The sequence below is a fragment of the Sphingobacterium sp. SYP-B4668 genome (assembly GCF_027627455.1).
Taxonomy (GTDB): domain Bacteria; phylum Bacteroidota; class Bacteroidia; order Sphingobacteriales; family Sphingobacteriaceae; genus Sphingobacterium.
The window spans coordinates 4,017,648-4,044,207 of record NZ_CP115483.1; the positions used below are offsets into that span (position 1 = coordinate 4,017,648).

The 26,560-nt window shown below is 40.8% G+C and carries 18 protein-coding genes; 1 reads left to right on the top strand and 17 read right to left on the bottom strand.

Annotated features, from left to right (window positions below):
* Window positions 1-45: 45 nt before the first annotated feature.
* The 9 genes from OQ289_RS16420 to OQ289_RS16460 all read right to left on the bottom strand — a co-directional run bounded on the left by OQ289_RS16420 (window position 46) and on the right by OQ289_RS16460 (window position 13,701).
* A complete protein-coding gene (locus tag OQ289_RS16420) occupies window positions 46-2,223 on the bottom strand; it encodes a hypothetical protein (RefSeq protein WP_270087931.1) in 2,178 nt (725 codons plus the stop codon).
* Window positions 2,224-2,333: 110 nt separating this feature from the next.
* On the bottom strand, window positions 2,334-3,509 hold the full coding sequence (locus tag OQ289_RS16425; protein WP_270087932.1) for a sialidase family protein: 1,176 nt from the start codon (window positions 3,507-3,509) through the stop codon (window positions 2,334-2,336).
* Between the two features lies 1 nt (window position 3,510).
* Window positions 3,511-5,166 carry a purple acid phosphatase family protein gene (locus tag OQ289_RS16430; protein WP_270087933.1) on the bottom strand — a complete coding sequence of 552 codons (1,656 nt, stop codon included), beginning with the start codon at window positions 5,164-5,166 and terminating at the stop codon, window positions 3,511-3,513.
* 118 nt (window positions 5,167-5,284) lie between these two features.
* Window positions 5,285-6,541 (bottom strand): purple acid phosphatase family protein, encoded by a 1,257-nt coding sequence (locus OQ289_RS16435; RefSeq protein WP_270087934.1) that lies wholly within the window; start codon window positions 6,539-6,541, stop codon window positions 5,285-5,287.
* Between the two features lie 78 nt (window positions 6,542-6,619).
* Window positions 6,620-7,831 carry an acyltransferase family protein gene (locus OQ289_RS16440; protein ID WP_270087935.1) on the bottom strand — a complete coding sequence of 404 codons (1,212 nt, stop codon included), beginning with the start codon at window positions 7,829-7,831 and terminating at the stop codon, window positions 6,620-6,622.
* Between the two features lie 119 nt (window positions 7,832-7,950).
* Window positions 7,951-8,892, bottom strand: coding sequence for a dihydrodipicolinate synthase family protein (locus tag OQ289_RS16445; RefSeq protein ID WP_270087936.1), 942 nt, complete (start codon window positions 8,890-8,892; stop codon window positions 7,951-7,953).
* Between the two features lie 77 nt (window positions 8,893-8,969).
* Window positions 8,970-10,529, bottom strand: a complete 1,560-nt coding sequence (locus tag OQ289_RS16450) for a sodium:solute symporter (protein ID WP_270087937.1) — start codon at window positions 10,527-10,529, stop codon at window positions 8,970-8,972.
* 2 nt (window positions 10,530-10,531) lie between these two features.
* Window positions 10,532-12,163 carry a ribulokinase gene (locus tag OQ289_RS16455; RefSeq protein ID WP_270087938.1) on the bottom strand — a complete coding sequence of 544 codons (1,632 nt, stop codon included), beginning with the start codon at window positions 12,161-12,163 and terminating at the stop codon, window positions 10,532-10,534.
* A gap of 11 nt (window positions 12,164-12,174) precedes the next feature.
* Window positions 12,175-13,701, bottom strand: coding sequence for a fucose isomerase (locus tag OQ289_RS16460; RefSeq protein WP_270087939.1), 1,527 nt, complete (start codon window positions 13,699-13,701; stop codon window positions 12,175-12,177).
* A gap of 229 nt (window positions 13,702-13,930) precedes the next feature.
* Here OQ289_RS16460 and OQ289_RS16465 point away from each other — a divergent pair, with 229 nt between their 5' ends.
* Window positions 13,931-14,797 carry an AraC family transcriptional regulator gene (locus OQ289_RS16465; protein ID WP_270087940.1) on the top strand — a complete coding sequence of 289 codons (867 nt, stop codon included), beginning with the start codon at window positions 13,931-13,933 and terminating at the stop codon, window positions 14,795-14,797.
* A gap of 109 nt (window positions 14,798-14,906) precedes the next feature.
* On the opposite strand, the gene OQ289_RS16470 is transcribed toward OQ289_RS16465, so the two are convergent.
* The 8 genes from OQ289_RS16470 to OQ289_RS16505 all read right to left on the bottom strand — a co-directional run bounded on the left by OQ289_RS16470 (window position 14,907) and on the right by OQ289_RS16505 (window position 26,109).
* Window positions 14,907-16,127, bottom strand: coding sequence for a metallophosphoesterase (locus OQ289_RS16470; RefSeq protein WP_270087941.1), 1,221 nt, complete (start codon window positions 16,125-16,127; stop codon window positions 14,907-14,909).
* Between the two features lie 325 nt (window positions 16,128-16,452).
* Window positions 16,453-17,610, bottom strand: coding sequence for a TlpA family protein disulfide reductase (locus tag OQ289_RS16475; protein WP_270087942.1), 1,158 nt, complete (start codon window positions 17,608-17,610; stop codon window positions 16,453-16,455).
* A 442-nt stretch (window positions 17,611-18,052) separates the two neighbouring features.
* On the bottom strand, window positions 18,053-18,853 hold the full coding sequence (locus OQ289_RS16480; RefSeq protein WP_270087943.1) for a 3-keto-disaccharide hydrolase: 801 nt from the start codon (window positions 18,851-18,853) through the stop codon (window positions 18,053-18,055).
* A 26-nt stretch (window positions 18,854-18,879) separates the two neighbouring features.
* Window positions 18,880-20,037 (bottom strand): Gfo/Idh/MocA family protein, encoded by a 1,158-nt coding sequence (locus OQ289_RS16485; RefSeq protein ID WP_270087944.1) that lies wholly within the window; start codon window positions 20,035-20,037, stop codon window positions 18,880-18,882.
* Between the two features lie 18 nt (window positions 20,038-20,055).
* Window positions 20,056-21,093: a sugar phosphate isomerase/epimerase family protein gene (locus tag OQ289_RS16490; protein ID WP_270087945.1), complete on the bottom strand. Its 1,038-nt coding sequence runs from the start codon at window positions 21,091-21,093 to the stop codon at window positions 20,056-20,058.
* A gap of 25 nt (window positions 21,094-21,118) precedes the next feature.
* Window positions 21,119-22,330 carry a hypothetical protein gene (locus tag OQ289_RS16495; RefSeq protein ID WP_270087946.1) on the bottom strand — a complete coding sequence of 404 codons (1,212 nt, stop codon included), beginning with the start codon at window positions 22,328-22,330 and terminating at the stop codon, window positions 21,119-21,121.
* A gap of 20 nt (window positions 22,331-22,350) precedes the next feature.
* Complete coding sequence (locus OQ289_RS16500; RefSeq protein ID WP_270087947.1) at window positions 22,351-23,415, bottom strand: aldose 1-epimerase family protein; 1,065 nt, start codon at window positions 23,413-23,415, stop codon at window positions 22,351-22,353.
* A gap of 6 nt (window positions 23,416-23,421) precedes the next feature.
* The gene (locus tag OQ289_RS16505; protein ID WP_270087948.1) at window positions 23,422-26,109 is read right to left on the bottom strand and encodes a c-type cytochrome; all 2,688 of its coding nucleotides are present in this window, start codon (window positions 26,107-26,109) and stop codon (window positions 23,422-23,424) included.
* Window positions 26,110-26,560 lie beyond the last annotated feature (451 nt).

Here is a 26,560-nt window from a genome sequence, read left to right on the forward strand (position 1 = left end):
ATTTATTGCAGATATTAGCAACTACAGCATCTAAACAGCTGGTCATCAATGGATAATTTGAAGATATCTTCCCATCCAGTAAGGCAACAACCAAATGTCGCCTGCGCTATTTTCGGCACGGCCACCATTGCCCCCGTCCAAGACAAATCGATTGGCATTATGTCGCGATATCTTTAACTCATCCGGAGGCAATACCACCTTCGTATACTGGTTTCTGAAGTTACCTTCAACCATTTCAATATCCTTCCTATCGCTATTCTTAATATTCCAATGAATAAGGTCCAACGGATATTTCTGTAGATACCAAACCGCATCATTCATCCCACAATCTGGTATTCCAGTCATCGCAGTTATGATATTCCAAAGTGCCTCTTTTTCCGGAAGTTCGATTTTCCAATGATCTACGATAGCTTCTTTGAATTTCTCCTTCAACTCCTTGTTAAAGGCATAGCGATAGAGCCCCCAATACCCCAAAAAATACATCTCATCGTCCGAATGGTTCCAATACACAGAAAGCAGTTGGCTCAAATCATCCTCCGTACCATCGGACTTGCCAATTTGGTCCATAGGTCGCATCAGGTTTTCAAGATAACCATGCTTATCCATTAATTCAAAAGCTTTTGTCTTAAAGATTTCTTTTTTTGTAAAATGATAGGCCGTTTGTAGCATTGCAATAATATTTGAAGAGTTTAATTTCCGATCACCTACATTCTTAGAAAAGCCATTCACATATGTTGGGTTCCATTTACCCCATTCTGTGGGTTTTCCATCATAGTCAATCAAATAATATTCATGCGCTACGATATGACTCATGAGCGAATCAATCAAACGAATAGCTTGATCTTTGATGCCCCTATCCTCTATAATCTCAGCGATTACACCAAATGCAAAAATATGCCCTATAGCTTCGTCTGAACTTGTAGTAGCCTTCCAATCCCAATCTTTATGGGGTGATTTTTGCCAACGTTCTGGATCAGCCAACTCATTTATGTGTCCTGTGCGTTCAAAAGACCGAGCAGGGAATCCTTTTATCGGATTAATGCCATACAGACGATCCATAGCGTCCAAAGACTCACGTGTATTCTGTAATGCTTCAGGATCTTTCGTAACGACATATCTAAAAGCCTGTCCTGCCAGATACATCGATGTCCACAGACCATCATTATCCGAGTCACTCATATACCCCGTTGAGATATCCCCATCAGTCATGCCCGAAAGTGTGGAATTAAATCCATTTCGGATATGCCTAGCTCTCACTTGATTTTCATAAAAAATCGCCTTTTCAGCTAATGTCATAGTCTTAGAAATAATCTTTGACAATCCCTTATCCGTGAGAATAAGCATGTTGCCATCCGTTCCCAACTTAATATCCACGACCCCATCATCAACTAGCCAACGCTTACTGGCGTAATATTTTATTTCTCCTCCCTTATCCATCCGAAATGCTCCCTGCTTACTTCCCACCCATAACTCTCCATTCAAACTTCTTACCACCTGAAGCGCCAAAGAAGGTAACTTTGGATTTTTACGCGTCAATGCATAAGATTCGTTAAAAAAATATAATCCTTCACTTTTATGGGCAATGATTACCTCGTTACCATGTTGGGCGACGGACACAAAGCCATTGCCCTTATAGAGCGATTTGGTTTTCATATTGTTCAATTCCCCCAGTAGGAGCTCTCCATCTGTTAAGATTAAAACCTGATGCGCATCATTGCCCTTTACCACCTCCAACAGGGTAGACTGGGGTAATGTCGTACTCCATGCGGATTTCCCATCTTTCAAGTACTGGATTTTATTTTTACCATAGACAACATATTCAGTTTTAGACAACGGTATCAGTCCTACTGCATCTTCCACATCATGGGGGATATAAAGGGTTCCCGCCCATGCGTTACTGAAAATAACACGCTTGTCCAAGTACACAAATTGACCATCAAGCTGCGCAATATCTACTATCGCCTTATCCTTCATAAAACGATAGCTATTATCATCAACGATGGTTCCCGGTAGCAAAAGCTCTCCCCCAGACAGCTTTTTAAGGCTGCCGTTGCTCAAAAGCTGGATATTCCCATTGCGGTCGGACTCTACAGTTTGAGGTTCAGACGTAGCGGTATATTTTATGGCATACTCCTGTGTATAAGGATGGTCTCGATGGGTTACTTGAGCATAGAGCGGAAACAACAATACACTTAACCCAATAGATACTAAAAGTCTTTTCATCTGTAAATAATTTTATTCCATCGATTGGATGGAGTTTATCGTAATTAAAATTTATATTTCTTTATGTGATAACATTGAAGTTTCCATCACGAATGGTTTCTATTACATGCTTAGTTAATCGATTTTGGATTGATTATCACATGTTCAATCGATTTGGTTTCTCCCGCTTTATGATGTGAATATGTCAAATGGACCATTCCATTAGATGTCAGGATCATGGCTGGATACGAAAAGCGTCCAGTTGTAGTCTTATCTTCCACAATAGGCCCCAAACTATTCCAGCTCTTGCCTTCATCCTTCGACTGGTATAACGACAGTCTATGTCTTCCATCCTCGGTATCGTTCACAAGCAATAACCAGTTGTTTTGTCTTACTTTCACCGCTTCAACACTTGCCGTACTAGGAATATCGATTTCTTGACTCGCAGTCCAACTTAAGCCTTGATCTTTAGAGACACTAGTATGCAGCAGAGCCGGCTTATCTCCCGTATCTCGCATGTAGGCCATAATCTCACCTTTCGAATTTTCAATTAAGGTTGGTTGGATGTTGCCTCGGCCTACAACTGGTAAACTTGATTTCCAGTGTTCACCATCATCATCCGAATAGGCCATCAAAGAAAAGTTCAAGCCGTCCGAGTATATCGGCAACAACAATCGCCCTGTAGACAACAACAATGGTTTTATTCGAGTCATCCAGCCAAAGGAACGTTTCATCAAATCTTCAGAAGCCTTGATGACCATATCATCATATCGCGGAGCATACTCCGCCCAACCGTGACCAGTAGCGGGCAACTCTTTAAAACGCAGCTTTACTTCATCGACAAAGTGTTCATCAGGTTTGAGTAAGATATTGTCCTGCCATGTCCAGTTTACCTGCTCTTTCTTAAAATCTGTACTATTCTTTACACGCAAGATAGAATACTCCCATCTGTTGGCTTGCACGGCAATCCAGACTAAGTGGAGCTTCCCCTTATGTAAAAATAATACTGGATTACAGTCGGGCATACCTTCTGTATCTGCCAATATATAGGGGGTTCCCCATTTTTTGTCCTTTGAAGAATACTTCGCCCCCATTATCTTCACATCATCTGCCGTCCTTTCCCCAGACCCCTGAAACCAGGCCGCCAATAAGTTGCCATCCGTCAGTTCCACTATTGAGCTTCCATGGACATGCTGTCCCTGGAACGGAAAAATAAAACTCCGGTCCACAACCTCAAAACGGCTCTGCTGACCGAAAGCTAAAATATAACAGGTCATGCACAAAAAAGCTATATAAATTCTCTTCATATCAATTGGTTTTAGTTAGTTTAAATTCATCAATATTATTCCCTAGACTATCTACACTCCTCATGTGCAAACTATTGCCATCTATCTTTACGTGCTGATATAGGTATCCTTTATGCACGCCTACATCACCAGTCTTGACTTCTATCTCTTCTCCCTTCTCTTTTGTCCCAACAGACATTATATAAATCGGTGAATGCGATTTTTCTCTATTCAATTGCGTACGGTGATAGTAGTGGAAATGGCCGGTCAAGACCAAATCCACCTCGTATTTTTTAAATAAAGGCTCCCATATCTGGATGATATCTGTATACGTACTTTCAGCGGTATGTGGAGCAAAATGAAATACCGCTATTTTAAAGCGCTCTTTACTACCCTCTAACACCTCTTCAAGCCATTTTTTCTGATCGGAGACAGAAGTACCGACCACGTCCAGCATCAAGAAAAGCGTATTACCATACACAAAATGATAGCTTAGTCCCTCCGCCACAGTAGGGCCGTTGTGCGGATATTTCAAATAATGGAGGTACATACTTGGGAATAATCCTTCCTGACTATCATGGTTGCCCGGTACCGCCATGAACGGTTTATCATCTAATATGGGTTGGGCTGCATGCAGCAGTTGGTCCCATTGATCTCTATATAAACCTGTATTTACGAGATCCCCAACTTGTAAGTAGAACTTTGCTTCCGGATATAATTGTCTCCATCGCGGGAGTAAGTGCCCCCATCGCTCATCATTGTGTACATCTCCAAACCAGCCGAATTCAAATTGGGCTTTCCCCGAATCGGTCTTGAAGGTATATACTTTACTAGTGATCGGTCCCGACAAAATCTGAAATCCATATGCCGTACCTGGCTTGAGGTTCGTTAACTGGACGTTAAATCTCTTTATATCCGGATCATTAGCGAGTAGTACATCTTGGATTAGAGTTTCATTGGCTCGCACCTTGCTCGTATCCATTTGTCCCTGTTGCCAATATGCAATAGAGCAGGTTTCCACATTCGTATTCGTTCGCCAACTGAGATCTAGCGTAGTCTTAGGGTCGTCGGTCCAAGTCCGTATAAGTTGGTCCGGCTCAAGCGTGGCAGGATAGGTCGTGTGTCTAAATGCGCCGATAAGGTGTGCCTCGCGAGATCGACCTCTAATGGTAGGTAGCACATACCCGCCTTTAAAATGAGTAGGGATTTGAGTCAAAGTAAGCTCCTCCCAATCGTGGTATACCACGCTGCCAATCTCAACAGGATTGACCTGTTGTACAATAGGCCATATAGGTCTGATTTTCAACTCACCTCGCCCCTCTAAAGCCTTGACCACAACAAAGTATACATATCGGTGCCTGTCAAATCCATTCACCCCTAATTGTACTTGCCCCTTCTTAAACACCTTACGCCAGACCTCGTATGTTACATTATCGTTTTTTACTGTATCCTTTGTTTTTTGAAAATTATGTTGGGTAAGCCAGAATGGGACTTCTTTTTGATTCATATCCCTACAGACAAATACCTCTGCATCTGCGTTCACCTCAAATACCCAATAGTCATTGGCTAAAATTTGTAGTCCATCCGCATCAAAGTAAGTCAACACTTCCTGCTGACTTATGTCTTTGAACAAGTCTACCTGTTGCCGTTGATAGATTTTTCGTATCGTTTTTTCCATGACATGCGGAACACGGTATTCTTGCAAACTCGAAGAACAGCCCACTATGGACAGGAGCGTGAAATAGGCGACAGAAACAAAAAAGAAACATCGGTATAACATCTTATTCTGATTTTCGTTAATGTTTAATATTATTTATACCATTCGTTTTAAGTATAGTAAAAGCGTCCAAAAGATCACCATTAACTTTGTATGATGAAAATGTAAGCTTATCCTGACTTACTTCCACTCCATGAAACAGCTGCGTAAAACTAGCTGAGCAATCCATCCAATCTGCCTCCTGTACTTCACTCATCTTGGGTCCAGATACTGATACGACATAGGCTGCGTGCGATTCTCCCTTACCGTCCATTGGCACGCGTTCCTTACCTCTCGCATAGGTATGATCATGTCCTTGCAACACCAGATCAACCTTGTACTTATCTATCAAAGGCTTCACCAACTTACGCAATTCGACATTATCTCTATTTTTCTTTGTAGAAAAAACAGGATGGTGGAATAGCATGATGACCCAGCGTTGTTTATGGTTCGCTAAGACCTCTTCCAACCATCGCATTTGATTATCTTTATCTTTTTCATACGTATTGAACATTTCAGTATTGAACACCACGAATCTCACGTTCTGTACATCAGCATAGTAGGTCGTCCCTTCTAATCCCATAACTCCGTTTTTTGGAAGTTCAAATTGTTTGTTCCAATACTCCGAAATACCATATACCCCCGTATCGGAGTCTCCGTGATCATGATTTCCTGCGGCTGGCATTATTGGTATTGATTGGTGCATATTGCCGCTGGCATAGTACCAATCTTCCCATTCGTTCAGGTTGTTCCCTCTATTTACGATATCACCAGCGTAGAGGACCATCTGAGCATCTGGGAGAGTTCGGATTGATTGCTTCGCAATCCTGGACCATAAGCTTTTGATATTAGCTTGTACATCGCCAAAGTAGATAAATTTTAATGTAGTTTCTGGTCCCCCAGTAGTCTTAAAATTTATCCATTCGCTCCATTTCTCCCCTTGGCCGACTCGATAAGCATAAGTTGTTTGTGCCACTAGTCCCTCAATTAACACCGAATGGTGCCAAGTCCGAATGCCCTTAAAGTCCAGTAGTTCCGACCTTGCCGTCAATGTCTCTGCAGAATCGGCTATATTGAACTGCGATTGATCCCTCACAATCTGCAATGTACTACTACCTGTATTTCCATCGGTACGCCAACTAACAGCAATACTCGTTGCTAAATTTTCTGAAATATTGAGCACGATTTGATCGGGATACCCGTTACTGACTGCAGGTGTGTACTGTCCCCAACAATCCATCGCTATCCACAAGAGTGAAAAAAGAAGGAAAAGAGCGTATTTTTTTAAAAAAATCATAGTATTCATTTTAGGAGTTTTTTACTAGGTTCAATTCATAACAGTTGCTTCATTAAAACACATATGTACAGTTCCAGATTAAACCTTAATATAAATTTTCTTTCTATCGAGTAAATATCCGAGGCCCCACATCAGTCCCAAAAAACAGATGGAATATAGGAGAGATCCTAGTTCAGGCGGTCCTGGTATTTGGGCACAAACCGTATTATAGAAAAATTCCAATACATTGCTATTTTCTTCTAATGTACCTCCCGAAGACACTTGACGAATACGAATCAGTTCCAAAGTACCAGGTACTATACTGCTCATGATGTAGATAAAAAGAGGGTTCTTGCCAAAGATTTCAAAAAACCTTGTCATCCTGTTTCGCATTTCCTGAACCTCTACAAACCAAATCGCCACGCCTAGCGTTAACACGGCCAAACCTGTGGTATAGAGAACGTAAGAACTTGTCCAAATCTTTTTATTTATGGGAAATCCCAATGACCAAATCCACCCCAGTACCAACACAATAAATCCAGTGACCATAAGGGCAGATATCAATCTAAAATTAGTCTCAGAGCTCAATGGTACTTTTCGCCAGAGCCAAGTTACCCGACCTCTCTCCATTATAAACAATCCCACTAGATAACCAAAAAGAACCTGTACGATAGACGGGATGGTACTCATCAAACCTTCAGGTTCGAAAGCCAGCCCTTCACCATGATACATATGTGCCGTACCTAAAATATACTTGTCGACTTGATTACCAAACCATCCCTCCAAAGAATAGGGATCGCCATCACCAAAAGCAATACACAGACCCCAATATGTAAATAACAATATAGCTGATACATATATGACACTTCTTGGTTTTAAGAAATAAGCACATATAGAAGCAAAAAAGTAAGCCAACGCAATGCGCTGGAGCACTCCCAATATACGCACCCCATCAATTGCATCGGTACCTGTCCACGTACTAAACTGTAAACCTTTATCATCCCAATAGAAGAAAGGCCACCAATTCAAGAATATACCAATTCCGAAAATCAATATCGTCCGTTTGACGACTTTTTTCCAGAATAGGCCATCTCCGGCCTCTTTCATTTTAGGAATGACAAACGCCATAGCATTCCCCACAGCAAAGAGAAAAAATGGAAAAACCAAATCCGTAGGTGTACAACCATGCCAATGAGCATGTAACAATGGTGAAAATACATGGTCCCAGGTGCCTGGATTATTGACAAGAATCATGAGTGCGACAGTCGCGCCTCTAAAAACATCCAAAGAATAATAGCGTTGCTTCATCATCTCTATTAAAATTATATACGCTTATCCACCCCTATGTTCGGGGCAAATTAGCTATTCAACATCCAGTGTATTTATCCAAATAATCCATAGGAAGTATTCTTACGACCAGGATTTTAATATCAATTGTCAATGACCCTTTTTGAAAAACCTATCCTATGAGATAGTTTCTCAAAATCATCCCACAACTGGTTAAGTTGCTTTTTCGTGTCCTGAGAAAGAGACTCACTTCTGTTTCTACAATACACTCCGATATCCAAGCTCCGCTGCCTCAAGATGTATTTTGCACTCGTTGGATATGTCTCATGCATCACGTCCATATTATCTATAAAAAACTGCTGCACCAATGATATCTCTTCTTCCCTATCTAGATTATCATAGTTATCACATAGCCAAACAACCAGTTCCGGAAAATAATTCCCTTGTATACACGAAAGCCCAGCAGATCCCGCCCGGAGCGTTTCTACTGCGTGCGCCATATAGGCATCATAAAGGCCAAAGTCTGCTACTTCAAGTGTAGACACAATCTTTGCTTTTACATTTTCAATATCCAAAGAAGTATCTTTGTGATATTTCACCCGTCCACTTTTAACCAATTTTCCTAGAAAATCGGAAGACATCACCCGTTTATAAGGAACTGGACACTCGTAGAAGCCCAAAGGAATATCTGCCGTCAAACTCAACAGTTGTTCTACATTTTTTTGAAATACGGCTTCGCTATCCGTTTGCTCAGCTAGCAAACTTGTAATCACGATAACACAGTCAATCCCGGTAGTATATATTTCCTTTACAAATTCGGCTTGATTCTCGATAGTATCCGCAAAAGTTCCCGTTGCAACAATTGGAACTCTACCGTTCACTTTGTCCACAATAAAAGCAACTGATTTAAGCATTTCCTCTTTTGACAAATTGAACATCTCGCTAGAAAGGCAATTTGCAAACAAACCCTGTGCTCCCGCTCGAATATAATACTCAACAAGTTGATTTAAAGCACTATAATCTATCTTCTCATCCTCTTGAAAAGGCATAAGCATGACAGGAATAAATTTTTTCTTATTCTTCATTACTAAATATTTAAATGTTTTTGTGTCGGAAACAAATCATCATTTTGCTTCCCTTAGGCATTCTGGTAATTCTAATCTTATTCTTTTCCCCTCGCTCTGATTTTTCTACTTAGGTTGCCTGCCAAAAAGATAGACAGTGTCCCCACCACGATAATCATATTGGCATGCAATGGGTTTTTCAGATAAGCATATTCATCTGGGATAAGGTAAGAGAAAGTCATCCATAAGATGATACATATTCCAACTATAGTCCCAATTAGTGCATCTTTATTTGCTGCATTCTTACTAATTAGTCCCAATAAGAAAAGTCCCAACATACCGCCCGCAAAAATCCCCGATAATGTCCACCATATATCCAGTAGACTTTTTACTCCTATCATTGCTATACCGCAAATCATTCCCACCAATCCGACAATCACTGTAGCGATGTACAAGACACGAAGACTATTCTTATCCGTTGAATTTTTGTTAAAATATCTTTTATAGATATCTTCCGTGAAGACAGTGGCCGAGGCATTCATACCCGAACTGATGGTGCTCATTGCTGCTGATAGTATTGCCGACACAATCAATCCCAACAAACCTGTTGGAATCATGTAGACCATAAAATGGGGCATAATTTTATCTCCATAATCAGACGGCTTCATCGTCGCTGCCAATTGACTTACCTGCTCATGGTTGATAGCTAGTCCGAGTTGCTCAGCCGCCGCTTGCAGTTTAATACTTTCCAATAGTGCCGGATTCTGTTGGTAGTACGTATATAGACATGTTCCAATAACAAAAAACAACAACGATACGGGAACATAGATCCACACGCATAGCCAAACAGATTTATTTGCTTCTTGAGGCGAAGTGGCTGTATGATAGCGCTGCACGTAATTTTGGTCCATCCCAAAATTATTCAGATTTATAAAAAAACCATATAGCAGTACTACCCAAAAAGAAGAATTCACAAAATCAAGATTCATCGATCCCAGACTAAATTTATGCTCCGCATTGCCGACCTTAATGATATCACGCCAACCGCCGGGGACTTCTTGCACTACCAGATAAATGATAATAATTGCGCCTAGTGTTTTCAAAACACCTTGCACCACTTCTGTCCAGATAACAGCCTCAATACCCCCCATTACCGTATAGATAACAATACATACCCCTGTGATTAGCATAATGGTAATCAGGCCGTATCCAGTAAGGGCTTGAAGAGTGAGAGAAATACCAAAAAAAATAGAACCTATTCGCGCTAATTGTGTCAGCAAAAAACAAACCACCGCGTAGGTTCTAGCCCAGGTGCCAAATCTCTTTTCCAAATTGGTGTATGCAGAGACTTCTCCTGTACTTCTATAAAAAGGCACAAAATACTTTGTTGCCAACCATGCTGCAAGCGGCATGGACAGACTAAACACAAAAGCATTCCAATTACCGCCGTAAGCTTTTCCGGGCACGCCTAGAAAAGTATTCGAACTTAGAAAAGTCGCATAAATGGATATTCCTATTGCCCATCCTGGTATCCTTCCTGCGGCTTTCGTGAATTCATCTGCCGAGGTATTTCGTCGAGAGAAGTAAACACCGACAAGAATCATAGCAATGAGGTAGAGAAATATGATAGCAAGATCAAAAACGGGTAGGTTCTTCATGGTTATAATTGAGTTAGCGAATTGTATCTTTTATAAATAACGTCATATTTCTTTTTATTTACCAGAGATGTTGGATAGGTTTTGATAATTTTTGCGGCCATAGACATTTTAGCCTCCGCAATATCGCTATGTATACCAGCTACCATCGCCGCAAATATCGCCGCCCCTAGGGCACAGGTTTGCTCACTGTCTACCACGTGGATATCACAACCCAACACATCTGCCATTACCTGCACCACATAGGGAGATTTATTAGGTATTCCCCCCGTTGCAATCACCGCCCGTATTGGGATATCAAACGTATTGAATCGCTCAATGATTGCTCTTGACCCAAATGCTGTTGCCTCCACTAATGCTTTAAATATATGAGTGGCCTGAGTAGACAGGGTAAAGCCTCTTGCAGCTGCGCTTGTGGTAAAATCCGCATCTGGAGTACGCCTACCATTGAAATAATCGGTAAACAATAGGTCACTATCACGCACTTCCATACGAGCCGCTTCCTCCGTGAGGTGAGAGAAAAAATCAGTTTCCAACTTCTCCTTTTGTTCCCAGGTCAGGCTATTCTCCAAAATAGCGTATACCGGCGTCAACATCATTTTTCGAAACCAGTTAAATACGTCTCCGAAAGCCGACTGACCAGCTTCAAGTCCAATCATACCAGGGTCTATCGAGCCATCCACCTGTCCACAGATTCCACGTACCAAAGGAGGTGCATCTACCTTTGGTATCACGAGCATATCACAAGTAGATGTTCCCACTACCTTCACTAAGGTATATGGTGCTGCCCCTACTCCCACTGCACCATGATGAGCGTCTATACCGCCTACATTAATTATCGTATCTGGTTTAAAACCATATTTATCGACAAAGCAACTTGAGATCTTCCCAAAAGACTCGTCCGAAGTATACGTCTGGTCGTAAAACCTATTCATCAAGGGATAAAATGAAGCATCCAATGAACACAGAAATTCTGCAGAAGGTAAGCCTCCATGTGATTCGTTCCACATGGCTTTATGCCCGGCAGCACATCTATTACGCTTTATTTCGGCCGGTTTCTCAAGTCCACTTAGATAACATGGAATCCAGTCAGACTGCTCGACCCAAGTAAAAGCATTGTTCCTAACTTCCAAATCCTTCCTATTGATATGTAGTATCTTTGACCAAAACCATTCGGACGAATATATCCCGCCACTATAGCGGGTGTAATCGATTCGCCATTTCATGGCTAGTTCATTTATCTCTTCCGCCTCTTGAATAGCCGTGTGGTCTTTCCACAATACAAACATAGCATTAGGGTTGTCCTTAAATTTGTCCTGCAAAGCCAAAGGTCTGCATCGATCATCTACCGCTACCGGAGTAGATCCAGTTGTATTGGTACCAATAGCTACTACGTGTTTGACCAAACCAGAATGGTCACCTTGGAACAACGTTGAAAAAATGTCATCGATAGCTTCCATATAATCCAGCGGATGTTGGCGATACTGATCATTCTCAGAATCACTATATAGGCCTGCTGCCCATCGGGTATAATAGGATACCGCTGTTGTCAGGATTTCACCGGTATAGGGATTCACCAGTATCCCTCTTGCCGAGTCCGTCCCAAAATCCATTCCGATAACTAGTTTATCTTGCATTTGGGCCTTTTTTATATTCCACAAAAATTAACATGTATACCCAACGTATCTAGCGTAGCGGCTTTGATATTAGCGGCTCGTTTCACATCGAAATCGCCATCTACATACACGACCTGTATATGGTTGGCTTTGTGTTTGGCCATTAGTTGGTCTCGACTCATACCGTCCAATACTGCATGCATAATTGGCCATTGCGCATCCGTCAACTTCCATCGACGCTCGGTTTCTTCATTTGGCATTTCCACTACTCTTCCAGTTCCGATATCGCAGTACAGTTCATTGTTTTCGATGTAAATCCTACTCCATACAATCTGCCCCGGACGACTTACACCTCTTAACGTACCACCTCCTTTTTTAAAAAACATAGGTGGTTGCCGCTGACTATCTGCTCCTGCATATCCATTTATAAAATGAGAAGCTGGAGCAGCCCCCGATATTAGGAATACCCACACAAATTCATCCTTTCCATCGATACTATAGAATTCACCATATCGTATATCGTGTAAAGTATTATCACCATTTAACCCTAATTTCCGCCACAGATGATAGGTCACATATCCATCTATCCCCGCACATTCATCCACCTCGTTAAAGTGTGGTAACGCTGCATTCTCATACAGCAGTTCCCCCTTCTCATTGGCTACAGGAGGTCTTTCTGAATTATTCAAAAGCCCTTCAACCAAATCACTCGCAGGCACAAGATCCTTCAGACCTTGCTGGTATTGGATGCCTATCGTATCACATCCGTACTCATCCGCTAGGCGTAATGCCGCGATATACATCTTACACTGTTCTATTGTTTGATCTTTGGTCAACTCCATTGCTGGATCTGTTCCCCATGCAAATTGCATCCCCTTGCTGAGCATCCAATCCAAAACAACACTAGCCTCTGCATCTCTAATGGTCAACATTTTGGCATATAAAGTGGACTGGCTGAGTCTTTCCTTATAGATACCCAATCTATGCATTAGTGCATCAGGTACGATTGCATTGAACATCCCCATGCACCCTTCATCAAATACCCCCATCAATACTTTATCGTCCTGTATTCTCTGGGCAAAAGTCGCTGCCAATTGCTGGTCAGCATCATTCACCTCTGCTCTTTCAAAAAGTCGGACATGCGAATAATCATGTGTCACCGTACCTGTAGTCAGCCACTCCGATAACCGTTCCCTAAAAAAGATGTCCGTAAAATCCTTACTCCACAAAAAACTATAGTTGACCCCAGCTTTGGTCAATGAGCCTACCAAGTTCAAGGCTCCTACCAATCCTGGATATGTCCCATCCCAATTGGCCACCACCAAGATTGGACCACTATGTGAGGTCAATCCGGCCAGTAAATGGTGACTATACTGCCATACACTTTCTGCTACAATCAAGGGCACATCTCTGTCTATCGTCCTGAATACCTTAATCCCTATATGTTGATAGTCTATAAATCCATGTCTTTTTTCTTTATCATAGTCATGGGCTCGTTTTGACTTCCAGCCCAATTCTTCTAGTGCTTCACTCAGCTTTTCCTCCATTTTTTTCTGCATTGGCCAGCAATTTAAATTGGCAGATGGTCTCAGATCTCCGCTGCACACTAGCGTCACTTCTTTTGATTCTGTTTGTTCCATGAGATGTTACATTGGTTATACAATACAAATATCTCCATATCTATCAAGCAGTTACTTTGAAAAATTATCATAGTTTTCTAACATTTTATCATAATCCCAGTAAATTTCATCTAAAATCTTATTTTAGGGGCAAGCATATGACCACATTATGAAACCAAAATTCCACCAAGTCCCCAAACCGGCAGATAACACATTTAGTATCAGACATGATATAGTCCCTAGTTTTGGTACAACTTGGCACTATCATCCAGAGATAGAACTACATTACATGGTAAAGGGCACTGGCATACGTTTCATTGGAGAAAACATCAATAACTTCGAAAAAGATGAGTTGATACTTCTCGGATCAAACATTCCACATACATGGAAGTGTAATGCCAATAACAACAATGATTATGTTGAAGCATTGGTCATGCATTTCCACCCCGAATGCCTTGGCACGGCATTCTTATCTTTACCCGAAGCCAAAAAAGTGCAAAAGTTTCTTTTACTTGCTAATCAAGGGATACTTTATTATGGGGAGACCAAACAAAAAGCTGTAAAGTTTATGCGCAAAATGAAAAATACAAGCGGATTGGATAAGATTATTTTTCTACTAAAAATTTGTGACCTTCTTTCTTCATCCACAGAATATGAAATCATATCTTCTCAGTACAATTCTGGCAAGCTCAACAAAGCCGATGAACAACGGCTTAATAAAATATTGAATTTCACCTTTAGCAATTTTAAGCAAAAGATATACATTGAAGACATTGCGGATCTAAGCAATCTAAGCGTTACTTCTTTCTGTAGATACTTTAAGACCTCCACCAAAAAATCCTACTTCGATTTTCTTACAGAAATAAGGATAAGCTACGCATGCAGATTATTGGTCAATTCGGACCAACCTATCAAGTCAATAGCAGAGGAGAGTGGTTTTGACAATACCTCCAATTTTTACCGTCATTTCAAAAGATTTAAAAATAGTTCTCCTAATGAGTACAAAAAGAGCTATTTATCTAATGATATAAATTGAGGAAATATAGATGTGGTTATTCACAAAGATTTAAAGTAACGTAAGATATGTTCAGAAATAGTAAAAAAAAACAAGATCTCCTATACAGAATTTATCATTAGTCCATTATTTATGCTGAAACACCCTTCACCATTCTACCAACGAGATGATCATTAGCCCGCTTTAAGGTAAGCACGGTCACTTCTGGCCAAACCCCCACTCTGCCGCTCAGCCCATGATAACCAAATCCCCTATTAACATATAGATATTTACCATCTCGTTGATAGAGACCGGCCCATTGCTTATAAAAGTATTGGATAGGACTCCATTTAAAGCCAAATAACTCGATACCAAACTGCATACCGTGAGTATGCCCCGCTAAAGTAAGATGCACGTGTTGGTGATAGTCGACAGTCACTTCGTCCCAATGTGATGGATCATGCGACATGAGTATTTTAAATGAATCACCAGGTACTTGGGCCGTTGCTCGTGTCAAATCACCATATTGATGAAAACCACCCTTACCCCAATTCTCCACTCCTATCAGTGCAATACGCTGACCTTGCTTATGTAAAATCACAGCTTCGTTTAGCAATAATTTGAATCCTGTTTCAGCATGAATTTCCTTTAACCGCCCCAAGTTGGCAGCTTTATCTACTGGACTTTTCCAACGAATATAATCACCATAGTCATGATTACCCAACACAGAATATTTGCCATAGGCCGCTTTGAGTTTGGTGAAATGTGGTATCCATGGATCCATCTCTGAAGCCATGTTATTAACCAAATCTCCAGTAAACAATAATAAATCACTATCCTGGGCATTGGCCAGATCAATCCCCCGTTGAACACCTTTCTGATCGCTCAAACTTCCGGAATGTATATCTGACAATTGCGTAATCGTAAAACCATCGAAAGCTTTTGGTAGATCGGGAAAATAAAGAGTTTCTCTGCGTACTCTGTAAAAATGTTTACCTCGTGTTAGCCCAAACACAATAACTAAAAGAATCACACAAGCAACGACAAGTGTGGCCTCACTAACATACAAGCTTCGGTCAGGAAAACCTCGAAACAAACGAACGATATCTTCCGCAAATAGAATTGGGAACGAAAATATTTTAGGTATGAATATGATTAATATAGAGGTAATCAAAGTGGCAATCAAACGCTGAATGCTACTTCCCAAGCTACGCATAAATAAAATAGATACGATACCTAATAATAGTATAATGTCTATAGACCAATAAGCAATACGGACAAGCGGTTGTGCCCCCATCGTAATGATAGCCTGGTAGAAGTAAATATCTGCAATTAAGAAAAGAAATAAAATTAAAATGAGTCTCTTTGCCATAAACAATGTGTCTAAAATGGAGTAGACGAACTTCAAGCACAATTACCTTAAATCAATGAAATTTGATCCAAACTCCAATCATACAATTGCTTTTATGAACTAATACTCCAATTTGAGTTCAATTTTGAGAGATCCGGACCTTTCAGTATCATTTGGCTATACTTTAGGGCAATATGTCACCAGCCGATGCTAATCAACAATAAAAATCTCTTTACTCATAGCACTTCATGACAGTAATGGATTAATTAGTGATACTAGGTCATATAAAGCAATACTGGTATAGTTGGCAACAACCGAAAGAAACCAACCACTTATATGTTTTTTTTCACTTCAACAGATCTTTCATAACCTTAAAAAAATCCTCACTGAGCCCAATAAATCGTTGGACAATTCTCAAGTCTTTGTCTATAATTATTTTTGTTGGAAAAGACTGTACGCCATACAGTATTGAAACGTCGTATTCTCCGTCATTTACCAGTTGTACCCAATTAAGTTCTTGGCTACGAATAACGGCTTGCCAGTCTTTCGGCTTATCGAGACAAGCAATACTTACCAACTCTACTTTTGTGCTATTTTCTTGATAAAAAGACTTTAATTTAGGTAATTCTTGCATACAAGGTCCACACCAAGTACCCCAAAAATCTAGTACAATTAATTTTCCTTTAAAATCGTTTAGTGAAACCAAACGCCCCTCATTATCCTTAAGACTAAAGCTCGGTGCCTCTTTACCAGATAGAAGCTCATTTTGGGCTAAATTTGTCGCTAGGTAATTTTGATAATTTTGATAAAAATGTTCAAGTACTGCACCGAACATTCCCTCTCTGACATTTTTAGATAGCTTGGAATGGTAGTAAGCGAAAGTCTCTAGTGGAAATCGCGTGATAAAATATGCGGACAGATCCGTGTCAAGATTCATATTTATATATTGAATTTTAACTTGGGAGATCGTATCGAAGTATTGATTTCGGATTTTGAATAATTGATTGATGCTTTCCTGCCTTTCACCAACGCCTCTAAGCGAATCCATTTTCAACTCTAATTTGACGGCTTCTATCGCGGCAGATTTATAGCATTGTCGAAATTGAGATAACTCGGCACTGACATCATTTCCAGTGAGACTATAATTCAGATAATACTTTTCTAAGGCACCTTCTATCGTTATATGCTCATTTGGCTGAGTAAAAAGCTCAACCAACTTAGTTTGGGCAATATAAATTCCACCGGTGCTCCTTCGATGTACGGCATTGTGGGGAATTATAGCAAAGGCAGTAGGCTCATCGGGTATCTTATAAATAAAGGTATTGTTATGAGCTACTAAAGTATCTTTCTTGATATCATTTATATCCGACAAGGGATAATGATAAATGTATATCGTGTCGTTGTCAAGTCCAGTGAGGGTTGCTTTGATCACCCCCTTAGTTTGTGCAAATGAGGCCATCAATGATATACTGCATAAGCTAGCTAATAAAGTCCTTTTTCTCATATTCAATCTTAAAAGTTTAAGCTCAAAAGTATCTAAATATAAGAAGGCGAGCTACTTTGTGGGATGAACAAGCCATATTATGGGACCAATCCTCTTACCAAGAGAGGAAAACAAACTTACAAATGATAGAAAACAACCCATTTATAAATAACTCCATAAAAAGTACTACCCAATAGGGTACTAAAAACATCTTCCTTTTTGGCAGATTATCCGCCGTATTCTTAAAAAAATGCTGTATATAAACATATACAGCATTCAACTAAACTAACCACATATTACGCCACATGGGCTCTAATCCGATATCTTTTACTTTTTATCAGCGAATATTGCATTTGACAAAATTTGTTTGATTGTTCGAAAATACATCTGTTTTTGAGGTTTGGCAAATACACCTGGTTTTCCAGTCCTGCTGTCTTTATCCATAACCCCATTCCTTGTTTTATTATTTTTCGTTAATCGTCTTGATCTGCATATCCTTATATTCAATTTTCATTGGAGGCCCGACATGTACCTGTACACCAATATATCCCTTTTCCTTTCGATTTACGGCATCATCATCCAATACTTCTGAAATTAGTTTTCCATTGATATAATGAGACAGCTTGTTGCCCTCTGCTACAATCATAATTTCGTTCCAATCTCCAGGTTTAGTCAGCTCCTTCAGCTCCTCCGGAGTAGCGACTGTATCTCGCACTACGAGGCTACTCCAAGCATTTCCTATGGATTCGCCTTTTACGCTTGACGGATTAGGAATTTCTGTTCGCTGTCCACGATAGGCCAAGGTCGTCCGGTTACGTTCCTCATAGTTTTGGCCAGTATAATGATGTTGACCATCAATATCAGCCTGATATCCTTTAAGGGCATAAGGCACTTCGGCAAACCGCTCACTTCGATAATTGATACCACTGTTTCCCTGATCGGAAATTCGAAATTGGGTTCTTAATATAAAATCGGCTGGCTCAGCGTCTTTCCAAATCAAAAATGTATTGCTTTTTAATGGTTCAGCATTCGCCTTGATTTCTCCTACTAACACCCCATCCTCCATCCTCCAGATACTAGTATCACCTTCCCACCCTTCCAAACTATTGGATGCAAACATGGCTACAAACCCTTCCTCTGTGGGTAAGGTAGTTTCATTAGGATTAACCTGCTCGTCTGTCTGATTGGCCGCACGACCGTTGCAAGCAAGGATTACAAAAGAGGTAAAAACGCTCAACCAGCTATATTTCACAATCTTATTCATATTCTTGGATTAAGTTTATTGTTTAATTAATTGTTCCAATCTACATTGGTGTCTTCCCATCGCCTATTCTTTGCTGATAGGAGTACCGCTTCACATACTTTCTGTGTTTCATATGCATCTCGAAAAGTTGGGTGGCAGACTTCGTCAGTTTGCATACTTTTCAAGAAATCGGCAACTTGATGAACAAAAGAATGTTCATAACCAATCGATAGTCCCGGGACCCACCACTTGTTCATGTAGGGTTGATCTCCATCAGTCACATGGATAGAACGCCATCCCCTAACCATGGACTCATCGGCATTGTCAAAGTATTCTAGTCGATTCAAATCATGAAGATCCCACCGCAATGAACCCTTCTCTCCATTGATTTCTAACGTAAAAAGTGCCTTGTGCCCCCTTGCATAACGAGTAGACTCAAAAAGGCCTAACGAACCGTTGTCAAAATGACAATGAAAAATACAAGCATCATCAATTTTCACCTCTTCCATTTTACCTGTTTCTTCATGCAACCGTTGTTTGACAAAAATTTCGGTCACCGACGAGACATCTTTAATTCCGCCATTTAGCCACATTGCCAAATCTATACAATGCGCAAGTAAATCGCCAGTAACACCCGACCCAGCAGCTTCAGCATCCATCCGCCAAAACGCACGACCACCCTGTGGCAAATTTTCATTGATTGTCCAGTCCTGCAGGAAGTTTGTCCGATAATGAAAAATCTTTCCCAACTTACCGCTATCGACGATTTGCTTTGCAAGCGTTACTGCGGGTAGTCTGCGGTAATTGTACCATACCGTATTTTTAACCTTGTTGGTTTCCACGGCTAGCACCATTTTCTGTCCTTCTTCCAGTGTTCTTGACAAAGGTTTCTCACATAAGACCATCTTACCTGCTGCTGCTGCTGCTACTGCAATCTCCATGTGCATATTGTTAGGTGTGCAAATATCCACAGCATCAATATCATCCCTATTAATCAACTTTCGCCAATCTGTCTCATAGGATTCATACCCCCATTGTTCAGCGAAGGTCTTCACCTTATCCTCACTACGTGAACAAACTGCTTTCAATACGGGTAGATATTCCAAATCTGGAAAAAAATCACCGACTCTCTTATAACCATTGGAATGGGTTCGTCCCATGAATCCACAACCTATCATTCCTATTCTTAATTCTTTTTTCTTCATAAGGGATTTCATCAAATTTTACACTGACCAACCATGTGCTTCACGCACCTTTATCAACGTTTCTAAAATAGAATTCCAAGTCTCTTGCCTATGCATTACCTCGTTGGGAAACATGCATCCATCCCAACAGATATGATTAAAGGCTTGGGTTGGTTTCCCATTTTCATCTCTTAACCAGTACCCCGCATCTCTCACGATATCTAACTTACCATTAGGATCTGTCGGTAGACAATGTCGACCTGTTTTATCATGTGACCCGGAGCCAAACACCGTACCATCATTCTGCGCCACATGAAAATCAATAGTCCATGGCCGAAGCTGCTTTGTCAAGAACTGAAGCCCTCGCTCCAACTCTTCCCGATCTTTCCATTGAAAGTCATCTTTGAGAATTCGATCTTGCGGAGAATTGTAGCCTAATAAATATAAAAAGGTATGGGACATGTCGGCTTGAAATCCCATATTATCACGATCGACCATTTCTAGCGTTTCCAGCATGCTCTTCCAGCTTTGCATACCCCCCCAGCAGATTTCCCCTTCGGCAGCAAGCCGCTCGCCGTAGTCTGCGGCCACATCACATGCCCGTCTAAAAGTTTCCGCAATCATTTTTGTATGTTCTAATGGGTTCTTAGACCACTCCTCCACACTGGTTGCAGAATCTATACGAATAACATTATTAGTTCGGATACCTTGTTTTCTCAACTTATAACCAAATTGACAAGCCTTTTTTACAACACTAACAAAGCGATCCCTATCTTCTTGCGTCCCCATTGCTGACCCACCCTCAGGAGGCCAAATTGGCGCTACGAGAGTGCCTATTTCTAGACCGTAGCCCCCCACTTTATCCACTAATGTACTAACGTTATCATCCGCAGGATCCAGCTTTATATGAGCGTCAAAGAGACCAATGTCGACTCCATCAAACTTGACGCCATTAAAGGTAGCTTCGGCTGTCTTTGCCAAAAGCTCATCTAACGAAATTATTGGCTCATGCTCTCCTTTACCAACAATACCCGGCCATGTAGCATTGTGTAATTTTGGAAAATTGTTCTTGTTCATATTCTAACCTTTATTATTAAAAATACTACTCTTTTATTTCCAAATCTGGATTATCAGGCCCGAAGTGCTTCAGCATCACGATGGGATCCGTAAGGGAGTTATTTTTAATCGTTACTCCCTGTATAGCAGCAGATTCAGAGACAAAATATTCATCATAGGTCAACTGCCCGTACCGGATTAATGCCGGGGTCTCCAAAATCCAATCATTCAATTTTCCGCACCCCTGCATCATAATTAGACCATAAGCAGCTGCATCTCTAATCGTGACCGTTTGTCCTGGAAATACAGTTAGCTCTTTTGCACTAAATGCGGTAGACTTGTAACAAATCCATTTCTCACTATATCCAGCGGCCTCCATCTCCAAGTCGGGCAGCACCGATATCGGGAGCATAAATCTATTCTGCATCATATTTGGATCTACATTAAGATCCCAATCAATGATATCCATCAAAGCATCATAGTCACCATGCTTGTCTTCTGGAACGCCTTTCCATAGTAGTTCCTCTGGAATAATCGCCTCATTGACCAGAGATTGGTACATAGCAAATACATCAGAAGCTTTCTGAGGCTCATAGGTGCACATACTTCCTGGTGCATGTAATAATCCCGGAGGCACGTCCCATCCTGTTCCTGGCTCCAATCGATAGGCTTGTGAATAATTAGTAATTTTATTATCCCCTTTTGTAAAATTCTGTAAGCATTCCTTAATATGTTCCTTTTTGGTACCTGGAGCGATCCCCATAAAAGTATAGGGAAAATCTCCTCCATGATTATTAAGCTGTGGTGGAAAATAATAGGCTTCAGGTTTTCCACTTTGATCGATTAGAGCTGCTTTCTCGTCATTATGATGAATATGGTGCGGTAAGGGTCCCATGTTATCAAAGAATTTAGAATACATGGGCCAACATCGATAGGTCGACCAAATACGTTCTCCAACAAGTTTTTCTTTGAGGTAATCAACACAATCTGAAAGCAATATCTGCTTCATTTCGCCAGCATCTTCAAAGACCACAAAACTGAGCCCTTCAAACTCTCCTGTTAACGGACCGTTCTTAGCAGGCGTTGTCGAAGACAACCAACGCTCATCAATCCCCCCACGTTCACCACCTAGTATATAATAATCGTCTGGGTGGAGTTTAATCCGCCTCCCGGGAACACAAAATGATCTTGGCACCCAGTTCGGCGCCAATCTGAATATCCCCTTACCTTGTTCAAAGGCTTTTTCTATATTTTCCATAACAACGTATTTTTTAGTTTTTATATGTTATTTGTAAATGCATGAATAGCGTCATGAGTATCTAAGATGGATAAAGAAAGTTCATAGACTCTCTTTTCATTAGGCTTAAGAAAGGTGAGTTCATCTTGTTCTCGCATTTGCTTTTGTCCCAACGGTGGGTTAGTTCCTGGTTCTAACCCCGTCGCATATTCTCCAGGTCCCCAATGTTGCCAATTCGTCAACCAAGGAAGTTGCTCTTTCCTAAAATTTAGCGCTACTGCAAACCCCTGCTTCTCATTCAACAAGCCACATCTACAATTTCCCTCACTATCACTATCAGGAGATATAAAGGCCGCCTCTTCTCCTGCTCCACAATGATCTTGCCGTGGTTCGGTGCACGTCTTGAAGTCATTACCTTCTTTAAAAATCTTTTGATCTGCGCCTGACTCTCTTGCTCGCCATTTACCCTCCCATAGTATCTTCGTATCTGCATCAACTAACGGCCAGCCAAAATTAAAATGATACAAAAGCATATGTGGAACCTCCCTATTTCCAACATTTTGGACTTCATCGACGATATATAGAGTTGGGTCACCCAAATAGCAACGTATAGTGCGCGTCATTTCAATACTGTAACCAAGTGGGTGCCCTTGTAATATCCGACCTGTAATAGACATCTCACGATTTCCACTGACTAAGTCCGGCTGTTTAATCTGGATAATTTCTGCCGGAATATTACTGATTTGATCATGAAGCCCTCGACTACCAAATGCATCCGTTTCAGGCCCACCAACATGTGTCAGACCACAAGTGACCAATAACCCACCGCCAAAAGTTCGTAACCAATCAGCACCTTTATCAGAAAAAGGTTGAGGAGGTGTGACACCCAGCTTACTAATCCAACTTAAGTTGAACTGGTTGAAACTTGCATCCGCAATATCCATTGCCCTATCAATAACAACTTTGAAACGTAGCCCCGCACCAGTATTAATCCAAGCTATTCGAGTACCCCGTCCACGTCCGTTATCCAATATCGATGTTTCTATACCCCCCACCTGTGCCACATGCGACACCTTATCCAACCAGTCCTTATTTGAAAAATCCACCTTGTATTATTTTCTATCCTTTTTATAAACTACATTATTTTCATTTCCACCAGACATTAAGTAAGCCATGATATCGCGTAGCTCGTCTGGACTTAATACATTGAGAGTACCGGGAGGCATTATGGAGATTTCAGAAACCTTGATGTCCTGCACCTCCTTCTTGGCTATCTCTTTAGTAAGCTGCGGCGCATACGGATTCTGTGAGATAATATAACTCGTCTCATTTTCACCCATCAATCGTCCCATATTTTTAGTTCCATCTTTCAAATGGAATACTTTAGATTCATATTGGTCCGAGATTACCTTACTAGGTTCAATTAGTGACTCCAACATATCTTTAGTGGAAAACCGTGTGCCCAATTGTGTCAGATCTGGCCCTACCGAACCACCCTCGCCTTTCATTGTATGACAAGATGCACAGCGCAAAGCAATAAATAACTCATTGCCACGTTTGAAATCACGTATTTCCTTATTTTCATTAATATACTTTAAAGCCGAATCAATTTCCCAATTTCTGCCGGGTCCTTTAGCACCTACGACTTTTTCTGCCAAACGGTTGCCCGCTTGGTTAACCAAAGAATCCCCTGAGATTTTACCGTAATGCGCCAATTGGTCTTTACTGACATTACCTAAAGCAATTTTGCGGGCTTTATCAATGAAGCCGATATAACTGTTTCCACCCTTATACCCAAATCCTTTATAAAACCATTTAAAATACTCTTCTTGCAACTCGGGACTCCAACCAGTTGTTGCCGAACTCAACATAGTTGCCAAATAAATCTGTTGCGCAGGTGGAATATTTGCCAACATATTCGCGATATCCAATCCATACTCTGGATTTCGCAAGATTAAGTTAGATGAATTCATAAAATTGGCATTTGTAGAATCATCTTTTGCAGTATACATCAAAGGTACCGTCTTTCGAACGACACCTTCATCGCCTATAGCTACCAATATTTTTCCAAGCTCACGGTCGATAAGGTTCACTTTTGATGGATACATGCCCCCCAGCCTATAAGACAACAAGACCCGCTGTGCATCAGTAGGTCTCCCCATTCGTGCAATAGCAACCTCATAAACTCGTAACAGATTTAACACCATCTGCTGTGATAACCCATCTATTTTAATAGTTGCCAACTTGTTGAATATCGAGCTTTGAAGGGATTTGTCTCCATTTCTGACTAAGGCCAACATTGCCTCTGTCAAACGAAGTACGTTGCGCTCTTCAAAAGCCAATTGCTTCCATGTATCTACAGGTTGGTGCTCAACAGCTATACGTGCTGCATAACGGATAAAACGGTCTTCATGCCCAAGATATTCCCATAATTTCTCTGCTGTACCAGGAGCAGATGGTTTATGATATTGTTCAATCTCCCGACGTAACGCTATATCTTTGGTTAAATCTTTTTTGCTACTTGTTGTATTTCCCTTGATATCATCATGATTTTTATAATACACCCGATACAAATCAGATTCCAAACGCCTTCCACCAGTCAAAAAGTACAACGCACCATCTGGCCCAATCTCTCCATCTGTTAAGGCAAGTGGAGATCCCGACACAAACTCTTCCGCTTTTGCAGAATAGCTAGCCCCTTTGGGATCTAACTGAACAGAATAAATAATACCAAAGCTCCAATCAAATGCTAATAAACTGTTTCTATACTTCTCGGGGAATTTTGCATGACTAGCGTAAAGTAAATTAGTCGGCGATCCCTGTCCAATATTCAGAACCGCGGGAAGATTATCTGGATATCGGGGGTCCCATTTGCCATTCCCTGTACGCCAGCCAAATTCACTCCCACTGGTAACATGGCAGATTCGAGTAGGTCTATACCAAGGCATTCCAAAGTCCCATTCCATATCTGAATCGTAGATAAATAATTCCCCATCGTCATTAAATGCAATATCAAATGGATTTCTGTAACCGGCACTTATCAATTCCCAATGCTTTCCTTCAGCATCAGTTTTTGCAATCCAGCCCCCGGGTTCTTTACGGTCAGTAGCATGTCCCTGAGGATCTACTATATGAGGCAACAGATTATCATGATGCCAATTAGAAGGCAATCTATAAGCATCCATTTTCGGCAAATCTGTATGATTGCCTGCAACCAAGTAAATTGAGGAATCTGGTCCTAAAATAATACTATGTGGCCCATGCTCTCCTTCACCATTCAGAGCCAACAATTTAGTCATCTTATCCAGCTTATCATCGCTATTTGTATCCTCTAAACGATACACTCCACTTCCTTGGGAAAATTGATCGTTGGGAGAATGATTCACGACTACATAGAGGCTGTTGTACGCCCATAGTAAGCCTTGGGCAAATCCTATACCCACCTTCTTAGAACTGGTATCAGCTGGATTATCAGTAGGGAATTCCAACTTTTCGATTTTGGCCTTCACTGTACTATCGGCACCGATAGGCGGAAGCTCAATACGAAACAAAGCGCCATATTGGTCAGATGTAATCATCCTTCCCTTATTATCGAAAGTCATGGCAACCCATGACCCCTGTTTGTTATCCGATGGACTATAAATATGATCAACAGCAAACCCGTCGGGCAGCACGAATTTCTTTGTCTTCGGATTTGTGTCCTCTACAACATTCTCTTTGGCCTGTTGACTGCATGACCCCACTGACAAAAGTAGGAGCAAGGAGAACAACAGCAACTGTACATTTTTGATTTTTTGCATTGTGGCTCTTTATATTGATATTCTGTTTTGATTCATTCCTTTATTGAACTAATATCCTGGATTGTGTTCTATCCTACTAAGCAAAACTTCCCGCTGCGGAACTAGAAAAATAATATTTATACCCCTACAAAATTGGTTTTAATGGCAAATTACCATCTGTACAATATTTGACTATCGTTTTGTGATATTGGTCATATGGCATACCCCTTTATGATTTATTGGTTTTAAGTATTAAGAGCATCATCTCTCTTGATTAGCTACATTTAATTTAGTTAAAATCTTTCAGCAAATTTCGACTGTGCTTCAACACTGTCGATTGTTCTATTTCAGGTCCATTTGTGAATGTCATGACTTAGTACCCAAAACCTCCTTTTTATGTACGTTATATTTCATTGCTTTTTAGATTTAGAGGTTTAGGTTGAAAAACACCTAATCATATCGTTTATAACCA

What these genes read in the sequence shown, in the direction of transcription:
- OQ289_RS16440 (WP_270087935.1), bottom strand. Translation starts at nt 7,831, where the DNA reads ATGATGAAGCAACGCTATTATTCTTTGGATGTTTTTAGAGGCGCGACT.
- OQ289_RS16490 (WP_270087945.1), bottom strand. Translation starts at nt 21,093, where the DNA reads ATGAACAAGAACAATTTTCCAAAATTACACAATGCTACATGGCCGGGT.
- OQ289_RS16435 (WP_270087934.1), bottom strand. Translation starts at nt 6,541, where the DNA reads ATGATTTTTTTAAAAAAATACGCTCTTTTCCTTCTTTTTTCACTCTTG.
- OQ289_RS16455 (WP_270087938.1), bottom strand. Translation starts at nt 12,163, where the DNA reads ATGCAAGATAAACTAGTTATCGGAATGGATTTTGGGACGGACTCGGCA.
- OQ289_RS16430 (WP_270087933.1), bottom strand. Translation starts at nt 5,166, where the DNA reads ATGGAAAAAACGATACGAAAAATCTATCAACGGCAACAGGTAGACTTG.
- OQ289_RS16460 (WP_270087939.1), bottom strand. Translation starts at nt 13,701, where the DNA reads ATGCAGAAAAAAATGGAGGAAAAGCTGAGTGAAGCACTAGAAGAATTG.
- OQ289_RS16445 (WP_270087936.1), bottom strand. Translation starts at nt 8,892, where the DNA reads ATGAAGAATAAGAAAAAATTTATTCCTGTCATGCTTATGCCTTTTCAA.
- OQ289_RS16475 (WP_270087942.1), bottom strand. Translation starts at nt 17,610, where the DNA reads ATGAGAAAAAGGACTTTATTAGCTAGCTTATGCAGTATATCATTGATG.
- OQ289_RS16420 (WP_270087931.1), bottom strand. Translation starts at nt 2,223, where the DNA reads ATGAAAAGACTTTTAGTATCTATTGGGTTAAGTGTATTGTTGTTTCCG.
- OQ289_RS16505 (WP_270087948.1), bottom strand. Translation starts at nt 26,109, where the DNA reads ATGCAAAAAATCAAAAATGTACAGTTGCTGTTGTTCTCCTTGCTCCTA.
- OQ289_RS16485 (WP_270087944.1), bottom strand. Translation starts at nt 20,037, where the DNA reads ATGAAGAAAAAAGAATTAAGAATAGGAATGATAGGTTGTGGATTCATG.
- OQ289_RS16465 (WP_270087940.1), top strand. Translation starts at nt 13,931, where the DNA reads ATGAAACCAAAATTCCACCAAGTCCCCAAACCGGCAGATAACACATTT.
- OQ289_RS16480 (WP_270087943.1), bottom strand. Translation starts at nt 18,853, where the DNA reads ATGAATAAGATTGTGAAATATAGCTGGTTGAGCGTTTTTACCTCTTTT.
- OQ289_RS16450 (WP_270087937.1), bottom strand. Translation starts at nt 10,529, where the DNA reads ATGAAGAACCTACCCGTTTTTGATCTTGCTATCATATTTCTCTACCTC.
- OQ289_RS16425 (WP_270087932.1), bottom strand. Translation starts at nt 3,509, where the DNA reads ATGAAGAGAATTTATATAGCTTTTTTGTGCATGACCTGTTATATTTTA.
- OQ289_RS16495 (WP_270087946.1), bottom strand. Translation starts at nt 22,330, where the DNA reads ATGGAAAATATAGAAAAAGCCTTTGAACAAGGTAAGGGGATATTCAGA.
- OQ289_RS16470 (WP_270087941.1), bottom strand. Translation starts at nt 16,127, where the DNA reads ATGGCAAAGAGACTCATTTTAATTTTATTTCTTTTCTTAATTGCAGAT.